Origin of the sequence: Nocardiopsis dassonvillei subsp. dassonvillei DSM 43111, assembly GCF_000092985.1 — a bacterium.
Classification (GTDB): Bacteria; Actinomycetota; Actinomycetes; order Streptosporangiales; family Streptosporangiaceae; genus Nocardiopsis; species Nocardiopsis dassonvillei.
The window spans coordinates 547,656-569,305 of sequence record NC_014211.1; the positions used below are offsets into that span (position 1 = coordinate 547,656).

The 21,650-nt window shown below is 73.3% G+C and carries 21 protein-coding genes; 9 read left to right on the top strand and 12 right to left on the bottom strand.

Going from position 1 to position 21,650, the window contains the following annotated elements:
• Positions 1 to 150: 150 nt before the first annotated feature.
• Together NDAS_RS26575 and NDAS_RS26580 are read right to left on the bottom strand one after the other, a co-directional pair.
• On the bottom strand, positions 151 to 2,124 hold the full coding sequence (locus NDAS_RS26575) for a hypothetical protein (RefSeq protein ID WP_013156356.1): 1,974 nt from the start codon (positions 2,122 to 2,124) through the stop codon (positions 151 to 153).
• A gap of 118 nt (positions 2,125 to 2,242) precedes the next feature.
• Positions 2,243 to 3,358 (bottom strand): winged helix DNA-binding domain-containing protein, encoded by a 1,116-nt coding sequence (locus NDAS_RS26580; protein ID WP_013156357.1) that lies wholly within the window; start codon positions 3,356 to 3,358, stop codon positions 2,243 to 2,245.
• Between the two features lie 215 nt (positions 3,359 to 3,573).
• Between NDAS_RS26580 and NDAS_RS26585 the strand changes: the two genes are divergently transcribed.
• Complete coding sequence (locus tag NDAS_RS26585) at positions 3,574 to 4,170, top strand: GNAT family N-acetyltransferase (protein WP_013156358.1); 597 nt, start codon at positions 3,574 to 3,576, stop codon at positions 4,168 to 4,170.
• 247 nt (positions 4,171 to 4,417) lie between these two features.
• Entirely contained in the window at positions 4,418 to 5,074 is a 657-nt protein-coding gene (locus NDAS_RS29045) for a hypothetical protein (RefSeq protein ID WP_013156359.1), read from the top strand.
• Between the two features lie 113 nt (positions 5,075 to 5,187).
• Here NDAS_RS29045 and NDAS_RS26595 read toward each other — a convergent pair whose 3' ends face one another.
• Together NDAS_RS26595 and NDAS_RS26600 are read right to left on the bottom strand one after the other, a co-directional pair.
• Positions 5,188 to 7,548 carry a trehalase-like domain-containing protein gene (locus NDAS_RS26595; protein ID WP_013156360.1) on the bottom strand — a complete coding sequence of 787 codons (2,361 nt, stop codon included), beginning with the start codon at positions 7,546 to 7,548 and terminating at the stop codon, positions 5,188 to 5,190.
• 488 nt (positions 7,549 to 8,036) lie between these two features.
• A complete protein-coding gene (locus NDAS_RS26600; RefSeq protein WP_013156361.1) occupies positions 8,037 to 8,693 on the bottom strand; it encodes a response regulator transcription factor in 657 nt (218 codons plus the stop codon).
• A 102-nt stretch (positions 8,694 to 8,795) separates the two neighbouring features.
• Between NDAS_RS26600 and alr the strand changes: the two genes are divergently transcribed.
• Together alr and NDAS_RS26610 are read left to right on the top strand one after the other, a co-directional pair.
• Positions 8,796 to 10,004 carry an alanine racemase gene (alr, locus tag NDAS_RS26605; protein ID WP_013156362.1) on the top strand — a complete coding sequence of 403 codons (1,209 nt, stop codon included), beginning with the start codon at positions 8,796 to 8,798 and terminating at the stop codon, positions 10,002 to 10,004.
• On the top strand, positions 9,997 to 11,049 hold the full coding sequence (locus NDAS_RS26610) for a D-alanine--D-alanine ligase family protein (protein WP_013156363.1): 1,053 nt from the start codon (positions 9,997 to 9,999) through the stop codon (positions 11,047 to 11,049). The genes alr and NDAS_RS26610 overlap by 8 nt, the downstream gene beginning before the upstream one ends.
• Before the next feature lie 80 nt (positions 11,050 to 11,129).
• Here NDAS_RS26610 and NDAS_RS26615 read toward each other — a convergent pair whose 3' ends face one another.
• Positions 11,130 to 11,834 (bottom strand): class I SAM-dependent methyltransferase, encoded by a 705-nt coding sequence (locus tag NDAS_RS26615; RefSeq protein WP_013156364.1) that lies wholly within the window; start codon positions 11,832 to 11,834, stop codon positions 11,130 to 11,132.
• Between the two features lie 208 nt (positions 11,835 to 12,042).
• On the opposite strand from NDAS_RS26615, the gene NDAS_RS26620 reads away from it, so the two are divergent.
• From NDAS_RS26620 to hisG, 3 genes are all read left to right on the top strand, one after another.
• Positions 12,043 to 12,876, top strand: a complete 834-nt coding sequence (locus NDAS_RS26620) for an SDR family NAD(P)-dependent oxidoreductase (RefSeq protein WP_013156365.1) — start codon at positions 12,043 to 12,045, stop codon at positions 12,874 to 12,876.
• A 182-nt stretch (positions 12,877 to 13,058) separates the two neighbouring features.
• Positions 13,059 to 13,322 (top strand): phosphoribosyl-ATP diphosphatase, encoded by a 264-nt coding sequence (locus tag NDAS_RS26625; RefSeq protein ID WP_013156366.1) that lies wholly within the window; start codon positions 13,059 to 13,061, stop codon positions 13,320 to 13,322.
• 75 nt (positions 13,323 to 13,397) lie between these two features.
• A complete protein-coding gene (hisG, locus tag NDAS_RS26630; RefSeq protein WP_013156367.1) occupies positions 13,398 to 14,252 on the top strand; it encodes an ATP phosphoribosyltransferase in 855 nt (284 codons plus the stop codon).
• Between the two features lie 171 nt (positions 14,253 to 14,423).
• Here the strand turns inward: hisG and NDAS_RS26635 are convergent, their stop codons facing one another.
• Positions 14,424 to 14,900, bottom strand: coding sequence for a DUF6194 family protein (locus NDAS_RS26635; protein WP_041553445.1), 477 nt, complete (start codon positions 14,898 to 14,900; stop codon positions 14,424 to 14,426).
• Positions 14,901 to 14,962: 62 nt separating this feature from the next.
• On the opposite strand from NDAS_RS26635, the gene NDAS_RS26640 reads away from it, so the two are divergent.
• Positions 14,963 to 15,868 carry a MerR family transcriptional regulator gene (locus NDAS_RS26640; RefSeq protein WP_013156369.1) on the top strand — a complete coding sequence of 302 codons (906 nt, stop codon included), beginning with the start codon at positions 14,963 to 14,965 and terminating at the stop codon, positions 15,866 to 15,868.
• Here the strand turns inward: NDAS_RS26640 and NDAS_RS26645 are convergent.
• Both NDAS_RS26645 and NDAS_RS26650 read right to left on the bottom strand, forming a co-directional pair.
• Positions 15,799 to 16,599, bottom strand: a complete 801-nt coding sequence (locus NDAS_RS26645; RefSeq protein WP_013156370.1) for a MerR family transcriptional regulator — start codon at positions 16,597 to 16,599, stop codon at positions 15,799 to 15,801. The two genes, NDAS_RS26640 and NDAS_RS26645, sit on opposite strands and share 70 nt — an antisense overlap.
• An 83-nt stretch (positions 16,600 to 16,682) precedes the next feature.
• Positions 16,683 to 17,096, bottom strand: coding sequence for a DoxX family protein (locus tag NDAS_RS26650; protein ID WP_013156371.1), 414 nt, complete (start codon positions 17,094 to 17,096; stop codon positions 16,683 to 16,685).
• A gap of 136 nt (positions 17,097 to 17,232) precedes the next feature.
• Between NDAS_RS26650 and NDAS_RS26655 the strand changes: the two genes are divergently transcribed.
• Positions 17,233 to 17,958: a spermine/spermidine synthase domain-containing protein gene (locus NDAS_RS26655; RefSeq protein WP_041553447.1), complete on the top strand. Its 726-nt coding sequence runs from the start codon at positions 17,233 to 17,235 to the stop codon at positions 17,956 to 17,958.
• Between the two features lie 54 nt (positions 17,959 to 18,012).
• On the opposite strand, the gene NDAS_RS26660 is transcribed toward NDAS_RS26655, so the two are convergent.
• The 4 genes from NDAS_RS26660 to pstS all read right to left on the bottom strand — a co-directional run bounded on the left by NDAS_RS26660 (position 18,013) and on the right by pstS (position 21,596).
• Positions 18,013 to 18,231, bottom strand: coding sequence for an EF-hand domain-containing protein (locus tag NDAS_RS26660; RefSeq protein WP_041553448.1), 219 nt, complete (start codon positions 18,229 to 18,231; stop codon positions 18,013 to 18,015).
• A 155-nt stretch (positions 18,232 to 18,386) separates the two neighbouring features.
• Positions 18,387 to 19,298, bottom strand: a complete 912-nt coding sequence (gene pstA, locus NDAS_RS26670) for a phosphate ABC transporter permease PstA (protein WP_013156373.1) — start codon at positions 19,296 to 19,298, stop codon at positions 18,387 to 18,389.
• Positions 19,295 to 20,302 carry a phosphate ABC transporter permease subunit PstC gene (pstC, locus tag NDAS_RS26675; RefSeq protein ID WP_013156374.1) on the bottom strand — a complete coding sequence of 336 codons (1,008 nt, stop codon included), beginning with the start codon at positions 20,300 to 20,302 and terminating at the stop codon, positions 19,295 to 19,297. Before pstC ends, pstA begins: the two co-directional genes overlap by 4 nt.
• 118 nt (positions 20,303 to 20,420) lie before the next feature.
• Entirely contained in the window at positions 20,421 to 21,596 is a 1,176-nt protein-coding gene (pstS, locus tag NDAS_RS26680; protein WP_013156375.1) for a phosphate ABC transporter substrate-binding protein PstS, read from the bottom strand.
• Positions 21,597 to 21,650 lie beyond the last annotated feature (54 nt).

The window sequence follows — 21,650 nt, forward strand, 5'->3', positions numbered from 1 at the left end:
GAGCCGCCTGTGTCGCGGCATGACACCTGTCATACGGCGGTACCGGCACGGGGCCCGGGTCGGCGGTCCCGAGCACGTACCCCGGACCCGTGACCGTCACCCGGTCCGCGGCCGGAAACGCCCTTCCCGGCCGGGCGCCGCGGGCCGTGCTCAGTCGGACGAACCGGGAGGCGCGGGCCACTTCCAGCCCGGAGCCCACGCCCAGCTGTCCGAGACGCCCGGCGGCATGGGCGGCAGCAGACGGGCGCCGGGGCGTTTGTCGTCGCCGTGGCCCCCGGAGTCCGCCGTGTCCTCCGCCTCCGCCGGATCCGTCGCGTCCAGGGGGCGGGCCGGGCCCGCCGCCCGGCTCTCCGGAGCCTCCGGCTGCCCCCAGGCGCCCAACGGGTCCTCCGGGGCCGCGGGGTTCCAGGACCGGTCCGGGCCCGTCCGGCCCGCCTGCCCCATGTGCTCCTCGGGTTCCGCGGGGGGCCGGGAGTCCAGCGGCTCGGGGCTGCGCCACTCGCTGATCGGCTCCGCGCCGCTCCAGGAGTTCTCCGAAGCGGCCAGGGGCCAGGGCCGGGCCCGGTCCGTGCTCTCGTCGGCCTCCGTGGGGGTCCGGAAGCCCAGCGGCTCGGGACTGCGCCACTCGCTCATCGGCTCCGCCGTGCCCCAGGAGTCCGGTTCCTCCACCGCTCCTCCGGACCGCCAGGGCTCCCGCGGACCCGAGAGCGGGTCCGAGAAGGGGTCCGAAAGCGGGTCCCCGGCCAGGGGGGCCTCCGGCGGCTCCGCACGCGTGCGGGAGGGCAGCGGGTCGGCGGCCCACGGGTGCGGTTCGGGCGCTTCGGTCCCCGGGGACCCGTCCCGGTCCTGCGACGGGGTCTCCCACGGATCCGGCGGGGACTGCGGTTCCGCGGCCGCGGCGCCGGTCTCCCCGGGAAGCGGGTCGTCGTCGGCCTCCGGTTCCAGCGACCGGAAGGAGGCCGACATCGGACCCGAGTCCACCTCGGCGAAGTGCGCGGCCACACCGAAGTGGCGGGGCGCCTGCGTCCGGTGGGTCCCGGTCTCGTCGTGCTCGATCGGCGGCGCCATCGGATGGCGCACCGAACCGGCCATGTGGATCCGCGTCCACCACGCGGCCGCGTCCTCGTGGCGCAGCTCCTCCAGCACCTCCAGCGACCCCGGGATGTGCGGGTGCCTGCGCCCCGCACGCCAGGAGTGGCTGAGCGACTGCGGCTCCAGCACCAGCACCCGCGTGCCGTCGACCAGCGGGATGTCCCCGGGAAGGGCCTCGTTGCCCACCCACGTGCCGTCGCCGCCGACCAGGTCCCACTCGCCGCGCACCACGTCCGCCAGCGGGTCCACCGGCGCGTCCAGGCAGGCGGCGGTCCATCGGGGGTCGGGCCGGGTGCCGGGCACCAGCCGCCCCTCCTTGCCGATCAGCGCGTCCGCGAGCAGCGTGTGCAGCTGGAAGTTGTCGCCGATCCCGTCGAAGCGCACCTGGAAGCCCCGGCGCGAGGTCCGGTCCAGCACCAAGAGCGTGCTCGCCTCCGCCATCCGCAGAAGTTCGTTCACCTCGACGAACTCGCTGAGCTGCGTGGACAGCGCGTGCACGATCTGGGTCAGCCCCTCCAGGGCGCTGGAGTCGGCGCGCACGGCCGCCCGCACCCCGGGGTCGCCCAGCATGGCCTTGGCGGCCAGCCCGTAGCGCAGGGACGTCCACCAGCCCACGGTGGCCAACGGGGCGTTCTCCCCGAGGACCTCCTCGACGCGCTGCTCGTCGGCCGCCGACACGTCGTTGGGCGCGGGCAGCTGTCCGCCGCCGGTCTTGTCCCACGCGTGCATGAAGGCCACTGCGGCCTGACCGTAACTTCCCAGCTGGCGCAGCACCTCCAGCCCCACCTGTCCCGCGGGCGCTCCGGCCTCCACGAGGGCGCCGGCCAGGACTGCGAGGTCGGCCGCGATCCCGGCGACGGGTTCACTGTCGCCCAGAACCGGGGCCAGCGCCTCCATGGCGATGGCGAGTTCTTCGACGGGCACCTGGGAGGACAGCCGGAACACGTCGTGCACGGCCGCCGGAAACGCGGGTGCCTGGCTGGCTGCGGTGTCGAGCACGCGTTGGAACGCGGCACGGAACTCATCGGTCACCTGTGAATCCTTCCATACCCACACGTAGTGTCCGTGGTCCGGTCACATGCGCCGATGTCGGACACCGAAAGGATCCCGCCGGAGAGGACCCGCCCGCGTCCACCGGGACGTGCGGCGGTCAGGCGGGCGACGCGAACCGGACCTCGTGCGCGTCGCGCTCCGGCGCCAGGAAGGCCAGCAGCCGCAGCCCCTCGGCCTCCGCCTCCTCGCGGTCGGCGGCCCCGATCGGCCGGAACGGCGTCACCTCCACGGCCGCCGTCCCCCCGGCGCGGACCACCTTCCAGGAGCCGCGCACCTCGCCGTCCACGAGCACCGTCGCGGGCGGCATCCCGTTGCGGGAGGCGAGCCGCTTCAGGTCCTCGCCGGAGAGTATCCGGCCGCGGTCGGCGTGGCCGCGCAGCACGTTGTCGAAGTCGTAGAGGAAGCGGACCGGCGCCGGGACGTCCGGGCCGGGGCGCGGGGCGTCGGGGAGGTCGAACAGCTCGGCGCCGTCCTCGCCGCGCAGGACCACGAGGCGCTCGCGCAGGCGGTCGACCACCGCGCGCAGCCGGGTCAGCCCCGACCAGGCCTGCACGTCCTTCACGGTGGCCGGTCCGAACGCGGCCAGGTAGCGCAGCACGAGCGCCTCCGGATCGGGCTCGGCGTCCATGGCCAGCCCGGTCCAGGTGTCGGCGGGCGCGAACGCGGGCGGTCCGGAGGAGCCCCACACCCCGCGCGGGGGTATCTGGACGACGGGCAGCAGGGAGCGCGCCGCGTAGGACAGGTCGTCGCCGGGAACCCCGGGCCACCGCTCGGCCAGGCGTGCGCCCAGCTCGCCGGGGGTCAGCGGCTCCTTCACCAGCAGGGCGCGCCCGGCGTCCGCCACGGCGCCCAGGTCGGTCCCGGCGAGGGCCTTCCCGTGGCCGCTGTGCGCCAGGCCGCGGGCGATGACGGGCTGGACCGTGGGGCGCAGCGCGCGGAAGTCCTCGGGGGTGACCAGGTGCAGGGTGCCGCGCATGAGGGTGGCGCGGACGAGTTCGCCGTCGGTGAGCTGGCGGCCGACATCCTCGGGGGAGGGGTCCTCGATCCGGTTCTGGAGTCCGACGTACCAGGTGTGCGTGGTCTGCGCCTGGAGGCCGACCAGGTGGGAGACGACCTCGGTCACCGGCCGGTCCACGCGCCGCAGGAGGAACTGGCGGGCGAGGGTGGCGCGGCCCAGCGCACGCCGGGAGAGGACGGTGTCGGTGGCGGCCATCGCTCGGTTCCTCCAGGATTGCCGGTCGGTGGGGGCACACTACCGGTCGGGTCCGACAGGCGGGCGTCGCGCGCGGGGCGGCCCGGCGCGTCCCCGGGCGGCGGACGGGCGGCGGGCGGGGCGTCGGCTGTGTGGGGTACCCCACTCGACGGGCGGCCCGAGGGGCGACACTACAATCCGCAACGGACATAACGCCGTACACCGGAGGAGTGCCCATGTCGTGGTCCGAGCAGTCGCGTGTCCGGTTGGAGAACGAGCACGTGCTGCTCACCCCCCTGGTGGAGACGGATCGCGAGGGGTGGCGTGAACAGGCCATGGACTCCGACATCTGGACGCACTTCGTGGCCCGTGTGGACGACGAGGCGAGCTTCGTCCGGTTCTTCTACTCCTACCTGGCCGCCAGCGACGGCGGAGAGCGCTCCACGTTCACCGTCACCGACAAGGCGAGCGGGCGCATCGCGGGCAGCATGAGCTACGGGCACATGTCCGAGCCCGACCTGCGGCTGGAGATCGGCAGCTCCTGGCTGGGGCGCGACTTCCGGGGCCGGGGAGTCAACCACTGGTCCAAGTACCTGCTGCTGCGGCACGCCTTCGAGGAGATGGGCGCCGAGCGGGTCGAGTTCAAGACCGACGTGCTCAACGAGCGGGCCCGGCGCGGTCTGCGCTCCATCGGCGCCACGGAGGAGGGTGTCCTGCGCAGCTACAACGTCATGCCGGGCGGGCGCCGCCGGGACGCCGTGTACTACTCGGTGCTGCGCAACGAGTGGCCGGGCGTGCGCGAGCGCCTGGAGGAGGGCCCGCGCTTCCGGTGAGGCCCGCGTCGGCGGCGGACGGGCTCGCCCGTGCCCGAACCGGCGGATGGTTAGGACGCCTGACGAAGGGAAGACATCACCCTCAACACCGCCCCCCGGTGTCACGGGCGGCTCCCGTCCCCTGGGAGCCGCCCGCCCTGCGGGCACGGGTTCCGCCCGGGAGGGAACCGTTCCCGCCCCGCGGAAGTCGTAGACCCGAAACATCCTTCGTCCCGCTCACGACCCCGACCGGGAAGGCGTCTCCCCCGTGAACCCCCACACCCCCGCACCCCCGATGCCCGGCACGCTCAAGGCGGTCCGCGTCATCCTCGTCATCAGGATCGTGCTCGCCGTCGTCCTCTACTCCCTGGCCCTGATCGGCCTCGTCGCCCTCGTCGACCTGCCCAGCGCGCAGGTCGAGGCGGAGATGGGCATGGGCGTGGGCGGACTCGCGGCCATCCTGGTCTACGGCCTCGCCCTCACGGCCTTCGAGGCCTACGTCGTGATCGCCCTGAAGAAGGGCGGGGCCAGAGCGCGCACACTCGTGCTCGTGGTCGTGGGCCTGGGGCTCGCCAGCGCGCTCCTCAACCTGCTCAGCGACGCCTCCAACCCGGCCGTGGGCGTGATCCTGATGGTCGTCATCGTGATCCTCGTCCGCACCGAGAGCGCCCAGGAGTGGTTCCGCGTGACCGACCCCGGGTACCGGCCCCTGCCGGGCGGATACCCCGGCCGGGGCGGTCACCCGGGCCACCCGGGTCACGGCGGACACCTCGACAACGGCGGACAGCCGGGCCACCCCGGTCACCCGGGCCAGCCGGGCTACGGGGGGCAGCCGGGCCACCCCGGCCCCGGCGGGTACCCGAACCAGCCCGGCCCCGGCGGCCCCAGTGGCTACCCCGGCCAGACGGGTCCCACCGGTCACTGAGCGGTCCCGCCCGACACCGCGGGTCCCTCCCCATGGCGAAGGGGCGTCCGCGGACCCGCTCCCACGGCCCTCACGGGCCGGGGGAGCGCGCCGCGGACGCCCCTTGGGGTCCTTCAGAGGCGGTCGAGCAGCTGGGCGCAGCGGATCAGGCCCAGGTGCGAGTACGCCTGCGGGTGGTTGCCCAGCGCCCGCTCGGTGACCGGGTCGAACTCCTCCGGGATGAGCCCGGTCGGTCCGGCGCAGTCCACCAGGTGCTTGAACAGCTCGTCCGCCTCCGCGCGGCGGCCGGTCAGCAGGTACGCCTCGATCAGCCACGCGGTGCACAGGTGGAAGCCGCCCTCGCCGCCCGGCAGGCCGTCGTCGCGGTGGTACCGGTACACGGTCGGGCCGCTGCGCAGCTCCGCCTCCACGGCGGTCACGGTGGCCTGGAAGCGCTCGTCGGCCGGGTCGATCAGCCCGGACAGGCCGATGTGCAGGGACGCGGCGTCCAGGTCGGTGCCGTCGTAGGCGGTGGTGAAGGCCTGCGCCTCCTCGTTCCAGCCCTTGTCCAGCACCTCGGCGGCGATGCCGTCGCGCAGGTCCGGCCAGGACGGGTCCACCTCGCGGCCGTAGGCACGGGCCAGGGAGACGGCGCGGTCCAGGGTCACCCAGCACATCACCTTGGAGTAGACGCGCTGGCGGGGCTCGTCGCGCTCCTCCCAGATGCCGTGGTCGGGCTCGTGCCAGCGGCGGGCGACCGCCTCGGCCATCGACCGCACCAGGTCCCAGTCGCGGTCGGCCAGGGTGCCGCGCACCGAGGACAGCTTCTCGATCAGCTCCACGACGGGGCCGAACACGTCCAGCTGCACCTGGTGGTCGGCCAGGTTGCCGATCCGCACCGGCCGCGAGCCCGCGTACCCGGACAGCGACTCGATGACCTCCTCCGGGCCCAGGTTCGTGCCCCGCAGCGAGTACAGCGGGCGCAGCATCTCCGGGCCGGGCAGCGAGTCCACGACCCGGTGCACCCAGTCCAGGAACTCCTCGGCCTCGGCGGTCGAGCCCAGGGAGACCAGCGACTGCACGGTCAGGGCGCCGTCGCGCAGCCAGCAGTACCGGTAGTCCCAGTTGCGTACGCCGCCGATCTCCTCGGGCAGCGACGTGGTCGCGGCGGCCATCACGCCCCCGGAGGGGGTGCACAGCCCGCGCAGGGTGAGCGCGGAGCGCGCCGCCAGCTGCTGGGCGGTGTCGGGCAGGGTGAGCCCGTCGAGCCAGCGCGACCAGTGTTCGCCGGAGGTCCGCTGACGCTCGGACTCGGGCAGCGTGCCGTGCACGAGGGAGTCGGTGCCGCAGCGCAGCTCCAGCACCACGGGCTGCTCCGAGCGCGGGTGGACGACCGCGCGGGCGAGGTCGGAGACGCCGTCGTGGTCGATCTCCCACTCCACGCCGGGCGAGTACAGGGCCATCGGGAAGTCGGCGCCCTCGACCAGCAGGCCGTTCTCCTGCGGCGTGATGCGCACCGGCGCGCGGCCGAAGTCGGGACGGGGGGCGAACTCCACCGTGGCCGGGGTGACGCCGCTGATCACCCGGATCAGGTCGGTGCGCCCCTGGGGGGTGCCGTGTGCGAGGTAGTCGGTGACGTCCATGCGCGACCAGCGGGTGCGCACGGTCATGGTGCCGGGCAGGTAGCGCTGGCCCAGCGGACGGCCTCCGTGGGCGGGGGCGACGGCGAACACGCCCGCCTGGCGGCCGCCCAGGACCTCGGCGAACACGGCGTTCGAGTCGGGCTCGGGGTGGCAGAACCACAGCAGGCGCGCGTCCGGGCCGACCAGGGCCACGGAGCCCTGGTTGGAGAGCATCGACATGCGCTCGATGGGCGTGGGGCGCTCGCCGAAGACCCAGAAGCGGCGCTCGGCTGCCAGCGCGGACAGCAGGGCCGCGGCGGTCGGGGTGTCGGCCACGCGGTGGGAGGCCACGGTGGGCCCCTCGCCGACCCGCACGCCCGCGTCGGCGCCGGTCAGCCGCATGAAGACGGGCTCCTCGCCCTCGCCGCCGCCGATGTAGAGGATGGCGGTGGCCTCGACCTGGTCGCGCAGCAGCTCCAGGGCGGCCGCCTTGTCCGAGGGCGAGTCGGCGTTGCGGTGGTCGGGGTCGACGGTCACGTCGGTGTCGAACTCGGTGCCGTGGGCGCCCACGAGGCGCACCTCGGCGGGCAGGCGCGAGAGCGCGGCCAGGTCGCGCAGGGGGCGGCCGGAGATGACCGCGCACACGGTGCCCGGCAGGTCGGCCAGGTCGCGCAGCGCGCGCAGGGCCTCGGGCAGCGGACGCCGGTCGGCAGGGTCGACCGTGGAGAGGGCGCCGTCGTAGTCGCAGGCCACCAGGAGCCGTGAGGTTCTGGCGAGGGCGGAGACGCGTTGCCGGACGTCCACGGGCATGAGCGCGGGAGCGGTGTCCCCCGGCATGCCCGGAACCGCTTCGACCGCTTGGGTGACCGTCACGCTGCCTCCTCCGTTGGTCCGCGTTGACCTGGGGAATCGGATGATCTGTAGGACTCCGCGCGCATGCTGCTGGTTCACTCTGATATGGGTGTGCACAAGAGTGGGCCCAGGGCTTGTGGCGCGGGATGGGACTTCCGGGGACGTCAGAGGGATCCTCAGGAGCTCTTCACGTGTGCGTGGGCGAGAGGTGGTGCCGAACGCAAAGATCCGGTCCGCAAGAAGTCAACGCGAGACTACCTGCGTCCCACAGGTCCCTGCGACCTCAGATTCCAGTGATGCAGGTCACGAATCAGTCGCAAAACGGGGCGAAGGTCGCGGATCCCGTCCCGGGCGAGCCCGTGACCACCCACCGTTGCCGAGGATCCGGGTGGTGGAGGGGGCGGGTGCGCTCCCCCGGCGCGGGACGTGCGATGGGACACGTCGGCGCTCGGCGGCGGGCCCCGGTCACCGCCCCGGTCCGGCGGTCCCCGTTCCGCCCGGCACCCGGGTCACGGCAGCCGGTAACCCACGCGGGGCACGGTCTGGATGGGGTTCGGGGTGCCCAGCTTGCGCCGCAGGGAGCGGATGGTCACGCGCACGATCGTGGTGAACGGGTCGATGTTCTCGTCCCACACCCTCTCCAGCAGCGCCTCCGCCGACACCGGGGCGCCGTCGGCGCGCAGCAGCTCCTCCAGCACCCCGAACTGCTTGGGCGACAGGTGCAGCGGCCTGCCGTCGCGGAAGGCCTCGTAGCGGGTGGAGTTGAGCCGCAGGCCCGAGCGCTCCAGAACCGGCGGTTCGGCCAGGCCGGGCCTCCTGGCCAGGGCGCGGACCCGGGCGATCATCTCCTCGCGGTCGAGGGGCCTGATGAGGTAGTCGTCCGCGCCCAGCTCGAAACCGGCGAGCCGCTCCTTCGGGCTGGTGGGAGAACTCACCATGAGCACCCGCACCTGACCGTGCAGGGCGGTGGCCACGCGGCACACCTCGTTCCCGCTCAGCCCCGGCAGAGCCCGTTCGAGCAGCATGACCCCGTACTCGTTGACGGCGAGCTTGTACAGCGCCGTCTCCCCGTCGGGAGCGGTGTCCACGGCGAAACCGGCCTCCCGCAGCCATGAGGCGGTCGGCTGTGCGGGGTCCTCTCCGTGGTCCACGACCAAGACCCTCATACGCTCTTCCTTCTCCCTCCGCGCGCGGCGGGCGTTTCCGTAGGACGTGGCGAGGGGGGCGCTCACACTCTGTTCACAGCGCGTCGTGTCTACTTCTTGGTCATGCCGTCGACCGACCCCGGGGAGCACTCGCTCCACCTCCCCGGCCACCCGGCCTCGCCCCTGGGTGAGGCCCTCGTTGATATAAGCGCGATCGCCCACAATGTACGGTTCATGGCAAAGCGGACCAATTCCGAAATTCTTGCCGTCGTCAAGGCGAACGGCTTCGGCCACGGGGCCGTGGAGGTCGCCCGCGCCTCCCTGGAGGCCGGAGCGACCTGGCTGGGCGTGACCTCCCTGGAGGAGGCGCTCGCCCTGCGCCGCGCCGGGCTGCGCGCCCCCGTGCTGTGCTGGCTGCACCGTGCGGACCAGGACTTCGACTCCGCCGTCGCCGCCGACGTGGACCTGTCCGTCCCCTCGGTCGGCCACCTGCGCGCCGTGGCCGACGCCGCCGTGCGCACGGGCCGTGTCGCGCACGTCCACCTCAAGGCCGACACCGGGCTGAGCCGCAACGGCGCGCCGCCGGACGCCTGGCCCGGACTGGTCGGTCTGGCCCGCGTACTGGAACTGGACGGCCTGGTCCGGGTGCGCGGTGTCTGGTCACACCTGGCCTCCGCCGACCTGCCCGGCGCGGCGACCACCGCGCAGCAGGTCACCGCCTTCGAGGGGGCGCTCTCCCAGGCGCGCGCGGCCGGGCTCGACCCGTCGCTGCGGCACCTGGCCAACACGGCCGCGATCCTCAACGAGCCCGCCACGCACTTCGACCTGGTCCGGGCGGGCGTCGGCCTCTACGGAGTGGAGCCGGTCGAGGGCAGGCGCTTCGGCCTGCGCCTGGCCATGACCCTGCGCGCCCGGGTGGCCATGGTCCGCCGGGTCCCCGCGGGGACGGGCGTCAGCTACCACCACGCCTACACCACCCCACGCGAGAGCCTGCTCGCCCTCGTCCCGCTCGGCTACGCCGACGGTGTGCCCCGTGCGGCGGGGGACCGGGCCTACGTGTGGATCGCCGGACGGCGGTGCCCCGTGGCCGGACGCATCGCCATGGACCAGTTCGTGGTCGACGTCGGCGGCATGGACGTGCGCGAGGGCGACGAGGTGGTCGTGTTCGGCCCCGGCGACCGCGGCGAGCCCACCGTCGAGGAGTGGGCCGACTGGGCCGGAACCATCCCCCACGAGATTCTCACCGGCGTGGGTGCGCGCGTGCCCCGCCTCCACCAGGACCTGGCGCGGCCCGTGCCGCGCGAACCGAGCAAGGAGAGATCGAGTGCCTGAGGCAAGGACACGCGTCGCCGTCGTCTTCGGTGGACGCAACGGGGAGTACGACGTCTCGTGCGCGTCGGCGATGTCGGTCCTCACCCACCTGGACCGCGACCGGTACGAGGTCGTCCCGGTGCGGATCACGCGCGCCGGGGCGTGGGTGGTGGGCACCGACACCGACGACCCCGCCGCGCTGGACGCGGAGCGCCTGACGGCCCTGACCCCCGAGCCCGGCGGCGAGAGGGAGCGGCGCCCGGGTGACGGCCTGGGCGAGGCGATCCTCGCGTTGGGCGAGGCGGACGTGGTCTTCCCCGTCATCCACGGCCCCTACGGCGAGGACGGCACGATCCAGGGGATGCTCGAACTCCTGGGAGTGCCCTACGTGGGCAACGGCGTGCTCGCCAGCGCCACCGGTATGGACAAGGCGACCACCAAGACGCTGCTGCGCGCGGCGGGGCTGCCGGTCGCGCGGGACGTGGTGCTGCGCGGACCGGACGACGAGGTCTCGCCGCAGGAGCGCGCCGAGCTGGGGCTGCCCGTGTTCGTCAAGCCCGCGCGCAGCGGTTCCAGCCTGGGGGTGACGCGGGTCGGCGACTGGTCGGAGCTGGAGGCCGCCGTCAAGACCGCGCGCGAGTTCGACACCAAGGTCCTGGTGGAGGAGGCGGTCGTCGGACGCGAGGTCGACCTGGCCGTCCTGGAGCTGCCCGACGGCGCGCTCAAGGTCGGGCCGCCGCTGGAGATCCGGGTCGCGGACACGGAACGCTTCTTCGACTACGACACCAAGTACGGGGGCGACGCGGTCTTCGACATCCCCGCCGACCTGCCGGTCGGGATCCAGACGCAGCTGAGCGACCTCGCCCTGGGCGTGTTCGAGGCGGTCGGCTGCTCCGGCCTGCTGCGCGTGGACTTCTTCCTGCGCGGGGGCACCGAACCCGTCGTCAACGAGGTCAACACCCTGCCCGGGTTCACCGCGCACTCGCAGTACCCCCAGATCTGGCGGGCTACGGGCCTGGAGTACCCCGAGCTGCTGGACAGCCTCATCCGGACCGCGCTGGCCTGAGGGCCGCGTCCGTCCCGGGAAACGCGAGGGCCCGCCACGTGTGTGGCGGGCCCTTCCATGTGGCTGTGAGGGGAGGGGGCTCAGCCCTTCCCCGGCTTGCGCAGGTGGTGCACCCACGCGGGCGGGACGTTGGCGAACACCTTCTCGGAGCCGATGCCGTAGCGGTCGATCCACTCCTGGACGAGCCAGCTCGTGCGGGCCTGGCGCAGGTAGTCCTCGCGGCGGGCGATGACCGCCTTGACCTCCTTGGTGTACAGGTACCCGTAGAAGGACATGGTGCCGCCCGGTTCGAGCACCTCGAAGTAGTAGTCCAGGATCTCCCGGACGGCGTCGGCGGTGAAGTTCGCGAACGGCAGGCCCGACACGATCACGTCGTAGGACCGGTCGGTGCCCATGTCGTTGACGAGTTTGGCGTGCACGCGGGAGCCGTCGGCCACCCGCGACATGACCGGGTCGGTCTTGAGCAGTCCCTCCACGTGGGCGGCGAACTCGGGGTTGGCCTCCACCAGGTCCAGGGTGTCCCCCGGCTGCATCGAGGCGGCGATCCCGCGGCTGATCGCGCCGGTTCCGGCTCCGGCCTCCAGGATGCGCAGCGGGCGGTCGGGTTCTGGTCGGCGCCGGACGTACTCGGCCATCGCACGCGCCAGCGCACCGCTGCTGGGGAGGATGGAACCGGTGGCGTGGAAGGTGCGCAGCGCCTGGCTGAAGAACAGTCGGGTGTCACGCAGGCGCTCGTCCAACCTCAGGGAGGAAAGGGGTCCGGCAGGACTGTGGGTCTCGGACATACACGCACGCTAACGCCTCACCCCTCCCCGAAGGGAGTCGGCGCGGCCGCGTTCTGGGAAAACCCAGGTGAAACCGTGTGTGTCCATACCCACCGCGCAAAGGGGAACTCCGACGCCGCGCGGGCCGGGGCGCCGCCGTACGCGCACGCCGGTCCGGTGTCCGCCGAGGCCGCTGTCCCCGCGACCGGTGACGGCCTACCCTGGGGGGATGAGCGAACCGGCCAGCACCTCCGAGACCCCCGCCCACCCACGGACCGCGCTGGTCACCGGAGCCTCCACCGGGATCGGCGAGGAGTACGCCCGCAGGCTCGCCGAACGCGGCTACTCCCTCGTCCTCGTCGCCCGCCGGGGCGAGCTCCTGGAGGCCCTCGCCGAGGAGATCGGCGGACGCTACGGGGTCGGCGTCCAGCCCCTGCCCGCCGACCTGGGCACCGACGAGGGCCTCTCGCTGGTCGTCAAACGCCTGTCCGCCGACGGCAGCGGCGACGAGGCTCCCGTGGACCTGCTCGTCAACAACGCCGGGCGGGGCGACGGCGGCCCCTTCGTCAGGCAGGAGCCCTCGGAGATCGACGCCATGCTCGACCTCAACGTGCGCGCGGTCCTGCACCTGACCCGCGCCGTCCTGCCGGTGCAGATCGCCCGCCGCGAGGGCCTGCCGCGCCGGACCAGGCTCGGCGTCATCAACCTCTCCTCCGTCGCGGGCGAGATCACCGCCAACCCCGGCGGCTCGGTGTACGGGGCCGGTAAGAAGTTCGTGTCCCTGTGGAGCGAGAGCGTGGCCGCCGAGGTCGCCGAGCACGGCGTGCACGTCACCGCGGTCCTGCCGGGGTTCGTGCGCACCGACATGACCAGGGGCGTCCAGGAGAGCGGGATGCCCGCGTTCGCGTTCGTCCCCAAGGAGCAGGTCGTGCGCGAGTCCCTCACCGCCTGGGCGGCCGGGCGCTCCAGCGTCGTCGCCGGCGCCCAGTACAAGGCGGCCACGGGGCTCCTGCGCTTCATCCCCAAGCCGATCGTGCGCGCCGCCGCACGCAGGGTGTGGTGAACCGGACGAAGGCGCTGCGGACCGGGCGCGACGGCCGCCCCGCGCGGGGACGCGACCTGCGGGGCGCGGCGCGGTGTGGCGCACGCCGCCGCCCACATGATGAGACATCCCCCCGAGGGTGCGGCATCGGGGCGCCGGACCGCCTACGCTGGTAGCGCATCTGTCGGTCGAGGAAAGACACCATGAAGACCTTCGAAGAGCTGTTCGCCGAGCTGTCCGAGAAGGCGCGTTCCCGCCCCGAGGGCTCCGGGACCGTCGCCCAGCTCGACGCCGGCGTCCATGCCATCGGCAAGAAGGTCGTCGAGGAGGCGGCGGAGGTCTGGATGGCCGCCGAGTACGAGTCGGACGACCAGGCAGCCGAAGAGATCTCGCAGCTCCTCTACCACCTCCAGGTCCTGATGCTGGCCCGTGGCCTGCGTCTGGAGGACGTCTACAAGCATCTGTAGGCCGACGCGCCGCCCGTGCGCATCCGGCCACCGACGCCACGTCCCCGTACACGCAGCCACGAGAAAGCCGTGAACATGCCCGACATGCTGAGAATCGCCGTGCCCAACAAGGGCCAGCTCTCCGAACCCGCCGTGGAGATGCTCCGCGAGGCCGGGTACCGGCAGCGCAAGAGCAGCCGCGACCTGGTCATGATCGACCCCGACAACGACACCGAGTTCTTCTTCCTGCGGCCCAAGGACATCGCCGTCTACGTCGGCGAGGGCATCCTCCAGGCCGGGATCACCGGCCGCGACATGCTGCTGGACTCCGGCGCCGCCGTGGACGAGGTCCTGCCGCTGGGCTTCGGCGGCTCCACCTTCCGCTTCGCCGCGCCCGGAGGCGCCGGCATGAAGGTGTCCGACCTCAACGGCAAGCGCATCGCCACGTCCTTCGACGGCCTCCTGCGCTCCTACCTGGACGAGCAGGGCGTCGACGCCCGCGTCATCCACCTGGACGGCGCGGTCGAGAGCTCCGTCCAGCTCGGCGTCGCCGACGCCGTCGCCGACGTGGTCTCCACCGGCACCACCCTGCGCCAGGCGGGCATGGAGACCTTCGGCGAGCCGATCCTGGTCTCCGAGGCGGTGGTCATCCGTCCGTCCGGGGCCCCCGAGAACCCCAGGTTCGACACGCTGCTGCGCCGTCTGCGCGGCGTCCTGGTCGCCCGCGACTACGTGATGATGGACTACGACGTGCACGCCGAGCGCCTGGAGGCGGCGGTCGCGCTCACCCCGGGCATGGAGGGGCCGACGGTCTCCCCGCTGCACCGGGAGGGCTGGGTCGCGGTCCGCTCGATGGTGCCGAGCAAGGACGCCCAGCGGATCATGGACGACCTGTGGCAGCTCGGCGCCCGCGCCATCCTGGTCACCGACATCTACGCCTGCCGCCTGTAGGCGGTGTCCTGAGCAACGGACCGGCGGGGACCGGCGTCATGCCGGTCCCCGCCGGTCCTCGGCGTTCCACGGGGACTTGGCGCTCCTCGGAGCCGCCCGTCGGCCCGGTGCCGCCCGTCGGCCCGGTGCCGCCCGTCGGCCCGGCGCCGCCGGTCGGCCCGGCGCCGTCCGTCAGTCCGGTGCCGCCCCGGTGCGCCGCTCACGGCGCGAACGGGCGAGGCCGTGGGCCGTGCGGAGCAGCTCCCGGGCCGCCTCCCCGGTCCGCGGCCCCGGGTTCACCACGGCGAGCCAGCCCAGGCCGCCGTAGACGGGGTGCGCCACCACCGTGTCCGCCGCGCTCGGGTCCGCGTCCGGGTCGGCCGGCTCGCGCGGCTCGCGGCCCGTCCAGCTGACGAAGGCCTCCCTTCCGGCGGCGACGTTCAGGCGGAAGACGCCGGGCCGGTCCAGGCGCGACGCCCGGTCGTCGGGGTAGTCCTTCGTCACGATGGTCGCGAAGGGCTGGGTCGCGGTGGGGACGACGCCGTCGGGCGCGTAGTAGAAGAACGTGTCGCCCCAGCTGAGTTCGGGCGAGCCGTCGCCGGGCTGCGGCCTGAGGGTCAGTACGCCCTCAAGGCCCTCCAGGAACGCGGTGATCTCTTCGATGCTCATGTGTTCCAGCGTTACATTCATGTGGTTGTGGAGACTTTCCCCGAAGAGTGCGAGGTGGGGGAGTGGGAAGTCGCAACTCGACCGCCATGCGCACGGTCGACGTGGCCCGGCGCTCCGGGTACTCCGTCCAGCAGGTGCGCAACCTCGAACGCGGCGGTGTGCTGCCCCCGGCGGCGCGCACGGCCTCGGGTTACCGCGTCTACACCGAGGCGCACGTGTGCTCGGCCCTGGCCTACCGGTCCCTGGCCGCCGGGACCGGCCCGGTCGAGGCCGGGCGGATCGTGCGCGCCGCGCACGGGTACCCGGCCTCGGACCTGCTCGCCCTCCTGGACGCCGCGCACGCCCGGCTCCACGCCGAGCGCCGGGAACTCGGGCTGGCCAGGCAGGCCGCGGAGGCGATCGCCGCGGAGCCGGTCGGGGACGTCCGCCCGGCGGACTCCATGGGCGTCTCCGAACTCGCCGCCGCGCTCGGAGTGAGGCCCTCGACGCTGCGGCACTGGGACGCGGAAGGGCTCGTCGTGCCCGGCAGGACCTCCCCCGGGGGAACGCGGAGGTACTCGCCCGCCGACGCCAGGGACGCGCGGATCGTCCACCAGCTGCGCATGGCCGGGTACCGCATCGCCCCGCTCCGTGCCCTGATGCCGCAGCTGCGCCGCGCGCACCGGTGGGACGAGGTGATGGCCGCGCTGGCCGCCCGGGACGCGAGCATCGACGCCCGGTCGGCGGCCCTGCTCGAAGGCGCCGCCGCGCTCGGCGCCCTGCTGCGGTCGGCGCGGACCCCGGGCACGGGGCCCACCGGTGCGGGACCTGCGGATACGGAGCCCGCGGTAGCGGACACCCCGGGTACGGGGGCTCGGGACCCGGGGCCCTCAGGCGCGGGACCCGAGTCCCCGGGCCCTCACTCCGGAGCCTCCGACAGGGGCCGCAGCCCGACGGCGAACTCCACGCCCCCGTCGTACTCCGACTGACGGAGGGCGCCCACGTCGGCGAACATGCCCTCGACCTCGTGCTCGAACAGGTGGGTCAGCGCCAGGGTGAGGCCGCCCAGGCTCTCCCGGCCGGGCATCAGCAGCCCGACCTCGGTGCCCTCCCCGTACTCCACCAGCTCCACGCCCTCCGGCAGCGGGGACGGGGAGGACCCGGCCTCCGCGACCGGCACGCACACCCGGTAGCCCGCGCCGTCCGACCCCGGCTCCAGGCTCTTCCACCACCGGCCGTCGGCGCGCCACCCGAGCTCCTCGACCAGCGCGCCGAGCCGCCCGGCCAGGGCGTGCACCTCGGCGCGCTCCCGGTCCAGGTCGAAGTCCCCGTCAGGGGAGAGAGCGGTCACCCCCGTCAGGGCCGTGCGCGCCCGCCGGGGCCGGACCTCCACCCTCGGCTCCCACGCCAGGACCGCGAGGGCCTCCGCCAGCGCCCGGTCCTGGGCCTCCCGCTCGCGCCGGAGGTCCTCGGCGTGCCGGCGCAGCGCGTCCGGGGCCAGGCCGGGGTCGTCCACCACGCGCCGGACGGCGTCCAGGCCCATGCCCGCACGGCGCAGGGTGACGATCCGCCCGGCGCGCTCGATCTGGTCGACGGTGTACCAGCGGAACTGCGTGTCCTCGTCCACGCGGGCCGGGACCAGCAGCCCGAGGGAGTGGTAGTGGCGCAGTGCCTTGTGCGAGAGGCCGGTGAGTTCGCTGAAGGAACCGATGGGAAGCATGGTTCCACTGTGGCTCCTCCCCCCAGGGGAGGGGCAAACGGGCGCTCCGGGCTCGCCGACGCCCCGGCGCGGGGCGCCGTCGGTCAGTCCTTCCGGTCCCCGCGGCGGGCCTGGAGGGCGGCCCAGACGAGCGGGACCTGGAGCGGTACGCGGCCCCAGGCCACGAGGCGGTTGTCGGCCGGGCCCCGGAGCCTGCCCGTACCCGAGTCGAGGGCCATCCGGACGTTGGCGGGCCACACGGCGAGCAGCAGGGCCGCGCTCGCCGGTCCGGCCCACGCCCTGCGCGTCAGCAGCCCCGCGCCGCAGACCAGTTCGGCCGCGCCGCTGCCGTGGACCCACGCGCGCGGCGCGGGCAGGGAGCGGGGCATGATCGCCTGGAAGGGTCCGGGCGCCGCGAGGTGCAGCACGCCCGAAGCCACGAACAGGACGCCGAGGGCGTGGGGAGCGGCTCCGCGCACCCGGTCGAGCAGTCCGCCGCGCCCGCGCTTCACCTGCATGGAGTCCTCCTCCGGTGGGTGGACACCGACCCTACTCTTCGGTAATCCCACGGCCCGAGACGACCCCGCGGACAGCGCCCCGTTCCTCCCCTCGGCGGGAACGCGGGCGCGCCCGCCGGGCGGCACAATGTGGGGTATGGACCAGCCGACGACGTACACCGCCCCGGTTTCCCGTGAGCCCGAGGAGGAGACGGCCACCCTGGCGAGGGTGACCGGGGAGACCGGCGGAGACCTCGTGCTGCGCCGCGTGGGCGCGCACTACGAGATCTACTCCAACGGCGTCTTCCTCATGGACACCCGCGACGGCACCTCCGAGCGGGAGATGGTGCGCGCCAGCCTCGCCGCCCTCCCGGCGGGCCGCTCGCGCTCCCGGGTGCTCATCGGCGGCCTGGGCGTGGGTTTCTCCGCCCGCGAGGCCCTGGAGCACCCCCGGGTGGCGGTGGTGGACGTGGTGGAACTCGAATCCCACGTGATCGCCTGGCACGACGGGGAACTGGGCGAGGCCGCCGAGTACGTGCACCGGGACCCGCGCTGCCGGGTGGTCAACGCCGACATCGTGGCCTGGCTGGAGGAGGCGTCCTCGGCCGCGGCCCCCGTCCGCTACGACGCGATCTGCCTGGACACCGACAACGGGCCCGACTGGACGGTGGTGGAGAACAACAACCGCCTCTACGAGGCGGCCGGGCTGGACCGGCTCACCCGCCTGCTCGCCCCCGGCGGGGTCCTGGCCTTCTGGAGCGCCAACGCGGTGCCCGCCTTCGAGGAGTCGCTGCGGGGCAGGTTCGCCTCGGTGGAGGTCATCGAGGTGCCGGTCGCCCGCGGCGTGCCCGACACCGTCTATCTGGCGCGCGAGCCGCGCTGAGGCGGGCGGCCGCGTTCGCGGCGGTGCCGCCCGGGGGCGGCACCCGCCGGGGGCTCAGCTCCTGCTGTCGGACATGTAGGCCGTGAACTCGTCCAGGGTGATCAGCCCGTCGCCGTCCTGGTCCATGGCCCCGATCGCCCGCAGGGCCTGCTCCTCGGTGCAGCTGTCCCCGAGGCGGTGCATCAGGTCGGCGTACTCCTGTGCGGAGATGCGGCCGTCGCTGTCGGCGTCGACGAACGCGAAGGTCGTCGCGTACTCGTTGGTGTCGGGCATCTGCGTTCGTCTCCAGGGAGTCGCGGTGGCGGGTCCGGCGCAAGATTACCGGTGAGGGGGCGGTTCGGGAAGCCGGCGGGACGTCGGCGCCGACAGAGCCGAAGGGGCCGCGCACCGGAGGTCTCTCCGGCGCACGGCCCCACGGGGTCGGGCTGTCAGCGGCTGCCCACGGAGGCCCGCGAGCCGATCCACCGCGCGATCACGGTGAACAGCAGCACCAGCAGGAACAGGCACAGGGCGGCGCCCCAGGCGCGGTCGATACCGGCCTCGAAGGGCTGCATGGCGCCCCGGTACAGCTGCATCGGCACGGCGCCCTGCGGCTCGCCCTGGAAGGCGGTCACGACCAGGCCGGTGCCGAACGCGGTCAGCAGCAGCGGGGCGGTCTCGCCGATGCCGCGGGCGACGGCCAGCATCGAACCGGTGGTCAGGCCGGGGGCGGCGGCGGGCAGCACCGTGTGCACGATGGTCTGCCACTTGCGCGCGCCCAGGCCGTAGCTGGCGTTGCGCATCTCGTTGGGCACGAGCCGCAGCATCTCCTCCGCGGACCGCGTCACGATCGGCAGCATCATCATGGCGATCGCCAGAGCACCGGCGAAGGTGCCGAAGCCCATCTGGCCCCAGCCGATGACGACCAGGCCGTACACGAACAGACCGACGAAGATCGAGGGGATGCCCGTCATCACGTCGGTGAAGAAGCGGATCGCGCCGGTCAGGCGGTTGGGACCGTACTCCACGACGTAGACGGCCGTGGCGATGCCGAACGGGATCGACATCACGACCGCGAGCGCCATGATGTAGAGCGTGCCGAAGAACCCGGCCGCGTACCCGCCGCCCTCGCGCCGCGGCGGGGGCTCGGTCTCGGTGAAGAACTCCAGGTTGACGACGCCGATGCCGCGCCGGGTGACCTCGAAGATGATGAGGACCAGCGGGATCATCGCCAGGACCATCGCGGCGGTCAGTGCCACCGACGCAGAGCGGTCCTTGAACCTGCGGAAGCCGGAGCCGGGCGGGCGCTGGCTCAGGGGGGTGTGCCGGGCGTCCGGAGGAGTGGTGGTTGCTGTGCTCATACGGCGGAGTCTCCCGTGAACTGCCCCAGGCGCCAGACGATGACGCGGGCCAGGATGTTGACGATCATCGTGACCAGGAAGAGGGCGACGCCGATCGCCATCAGCGCCGTCCGGACCTCGGGCGAGGCCTCACCGAAGGACGCGGCGATGTGCGAGGCCATGCTGCTTCCGGTGCCGAACAGGCTGCCGCTCCACCCCTGGGTTCCGCCGATCAGCATCAGCACGGCGATGGTCTCGCCGAGGGCGCGGCCCAGTCCCAGCATGGCGGCGGCCACGATCCCGGAGAAGCTGGCCGGCAGGATCACCTTGGTGATGACCTCCCACCGGGTGGAGCCCAGGGCGTAGGCGGCCATCTGCTGCTCGATCGGCTGGACGACGACGACCTCGCGGATGAGCGCCGTCATGATCGGCAGGATCATGATGGCCAGCACGATGCCCGCGGGCAGGTAGCCGACGCCGCGCACCGGTCCCTCGAAGAGGAAGAACCAGCCGAAGGTGCTCTCCAGCCAGACGAAGAAGGGGCGCATCACGTTCGGCAGGAACCAGTGCAGGCCCCAGAGGCCGAAGATGACGCTGGGCACGGCGGCGAGCAGCTCGACCGTGTACGACAGCGGCTTGGCGAGGCGGCGCGGGGCCAGGTGGGTCAGGTAGACGGCGACCATGATCGCCAGCGGCAGCGCGATGGCGATCGCGATGGTCGCCGTGACCAGGGTTCCGTAGATGAAGGGCCAGGCGCCGTAGGTGCCGGTGATCTCCGTGCGGGATCCGCCGCTCTGCCAGTCCTCCCCGAGGAGGAAGCCGAAGAAGCCCTCCTTGGCGAAGACCGGCCAGGCCTCGCTGGTGGTCCGGATGACCATCAGCGCCAGGATGATCAGGACGAGGGTGCCGCAGGCCGCGACGGCCCACTTGAAGATCGGATCGCCCAGGCGCCCCTTGCCGGACTTCAGCGTCCCCCGCCGGGAGTCCTCGGGGGCCTGGGGGGCCTCACGGGCCTCGGTGGACATGTGCTTCTCCTCTGTGGCTTTCGTGGGGAGTGGAGAGCGTCCCGCCCCGGGGCGGGGGCGGGGGTTGGGAAGAAGGCGTGCGGGGCCGGGACGACTCTCCCGGCCCCGCGGGGCGTTCCTACTCGGTGGTGGCTTCGGCCTCGGGAGCGCTCTCCTCGGCGCTCTCCTCGGCTCCGGCCTCCTCCTCGGCGCCGGCGTCGGCGCCGCCGTTCTCGGCGTTGGTCTTCTCCAGCTCGGCGACGACGCGGTCGGTCAGCTCCTGGCCCAGCGGCGCGTAGCCCAGCTCACCGGCCAGCTCGCGGGCGCCCTCGTCGGTCAGGGCCCAGGTCCAGAAGTCGATGATGGCGTCGGCGCTGGCCTGCTCGTAGCCGCAGGTGTAGGTGAAGATCCAGTTGGAACCGGCGATCGGGTAACCCTCGCCGCCGATGTTGTCGATCGCGAACTGGAAGTTGTCCGGGATCTCGGCCTCCTCGGAGGCCGCGATGGTGGACTCCAGGGTCGGCTCGATCGGGTTGCCGTCCTCGTTCACGATGTGGGCGACGGACAGGCCCGCCTCCTGCGCGAAGGACTGGTTCACGTAGCCGATGCCGCCGGGGTTCTGGGTGATGCCCTGGGCGACGCCGTCGTTCTGCTGGCCGCCGACCAGGCCGTCGGCCCACTCGATCTCCTTGCCCTCGCCGTACTTCTCGGCCCAGGAGTCGACCTCGGTGCTCAGGTAGTGCGAGAACACGTAGGTGGTGCCGGAGCTGTCGGAGCGGTGGACGGGGATGATCTCGTCGCCGGGCAGCTCCATGTCCGGGTTGAGCTCGGCGATGGCCGGGTCGTCGAACGTGGTGATCTGGCCGTCGTAGATGGCCGCGATGGTCGCCGCGTCCAGGACCAGGCCGTCCAGCTCGGGGTTGTTGAAGGCGATGACGACCGCGCCGAAGACGACCGGGAACTGCACGGCCTCACAGCCGCGGGCCTCGGAGGCGGCCGCGAGGTCCTCCTCGCCCAGCGGCTCCTCGGAGGAGCCGAAGTCGACGGTCTGCTCCAGGAACTGCTCCACGCCGGCACCGGAGCCCACGCTCTGGTAGTTGACGCTGACGCCGGGCTGGACGTCGTTGGAGTAGGTGTAGATCCAGTCCTGGAACAGGGGGTCGGGGAAGCTGGCCCCGGCACCGGTCAGGGAGGCGCTGAGGTCGCCCCCGCCACCGCCGGAGCCGTCGCCGCCGGTGTCGCCTCCGCTGCTGCACGCCGCCGCGAGCAGGGGGATGGCCGCCAGGACGGCGAGCTTGGAACGCCCGTTGCGCATGTCGTAGTTCTCCTCGTTGAATCACCGCTGTCGGGGCTGACGTGAAATGACAGT

What these genes read in the sequence shown, in the direction of transcription:
- pstC (WP_013156374.1), bottom strand. Translation starts at nt 20,302, where the DNA reads ATGTCCACCGAGGCCCGTGAGGCCCCCCAGGCCCCCGAGGACTCCCGG.
- pstA (WP_013156373.1), bottom strand. Translation starts at nt 19,298, where the DNA reads ATGAGCACAGCAACCACCACTCCTCCGGACGCCCGGCACACCCCCCTG.
- NDAS_RS26625 (WP_013156366.1), top strand. Translation starts at nt 13,059, where the DNA reads ATGAAGACCTTCGAAGAGCTGTTCGCCGAGCTGTCCGAGAAGGCGCGT.
- NDAS_RS26600 (WP_013156361.1), bottom strand. Translation starts at nt 8,693, where the DNA reads ATGAGGGTCTTGGTCGTGGACCACGGAGAGGACCCCGCACAGCCGACC.
- NDAS_RS26580 (WP_013156357.1), bottom strand. Translation starts at nt 3,358, where the DNA reads ATGGCCGCCACCGACACCGTCCTCTCCCGGCGTGCGCTGGGCCGCGCC.
- NDAS_RS26650 (WP_013156371.1), bottom strand. Translation starts at nt 17,096, where the DNA reads ATGCAGGTGAAGCGCGGGCGCGGCGGACTGCTCGACCGGGTGCGCGGA.
- NDAS_RS26660 (WP_041553448.1), bottom strand. Translation starts at nt 18,231, where the DNA reads ATGCCCGACACCAACGAGTACGCGACGACCTTCGCGTTCGTCGACGCC.
- NDAS_RS26645 (WP_013156370.1), bottom strand. Translation starts at nt 16,599, where the DNA reads ATGCTTCCCATCGGTTCCTTCAGCGAACTCACCGGCCTCTCGCACAAG.
- hisG (WP_013156367.1), top strand. Translation starts at nt 13,398, where the DNA reads ATGCCCGACATGCTGAGAATCGCCGTGCCCAACAAGGGCCAGCTCTCC.
- NDAS_RS26635 (WP_041553445.1), bottom strand. Translation starts at nt 14,900, where the DNA reads ATGAGCATCGAAGAGATCACCGCGTTCCTGGAGGGCCTTGAGGGCGTA.
- NDAS_RS26620 (WP_013156365.1), top strand. Translation starts at nt 12,043, where the DNA reads ATGAGCGAACCGGCCAGCACCTCCGAGACCCCCGCCCACCCACGGACC.
- NDAS_RS26615 (WP_013156364.1), bottom strand. Translation starts at nt 11,834, where the DNA reads ATGTCCGAGACCCACAGTCCTGCCGGACCCCTTTCCTCCCTGAGGTTG.
- pstS (WP_013156375.1), bottom strand. Translation starts at nt 21,596, where the DNA reads ATGCGCAACGGGCGTTCCAAGCTCGCCGTCCTGGCGGCCATCCCCCTG.
- NDAS_RS26655 (WP_041553447.1), top strand. Translation starts at nt 17,233, where the DNA reads ATGGACCAGCCGACGACGTACACCGCCCCGGTTTCCCGTGAGCCCGAG.
- alr (WP_013156362.1), top strand. Translation starts at nt 8,796, where the DNA reads ATGCCGTCGACCGACCCCGGGGAGCACTCGCTCCACCTCCCCGGCCAC.
- NDAS_RS26585 (WP_013156358.1), top strand. Translation starts at nt 3,574, where the DNA reads ATGTCGTGGTCCGAGCAGTCGCGTGTCCGGTTGGAGAACGAGCACGTG.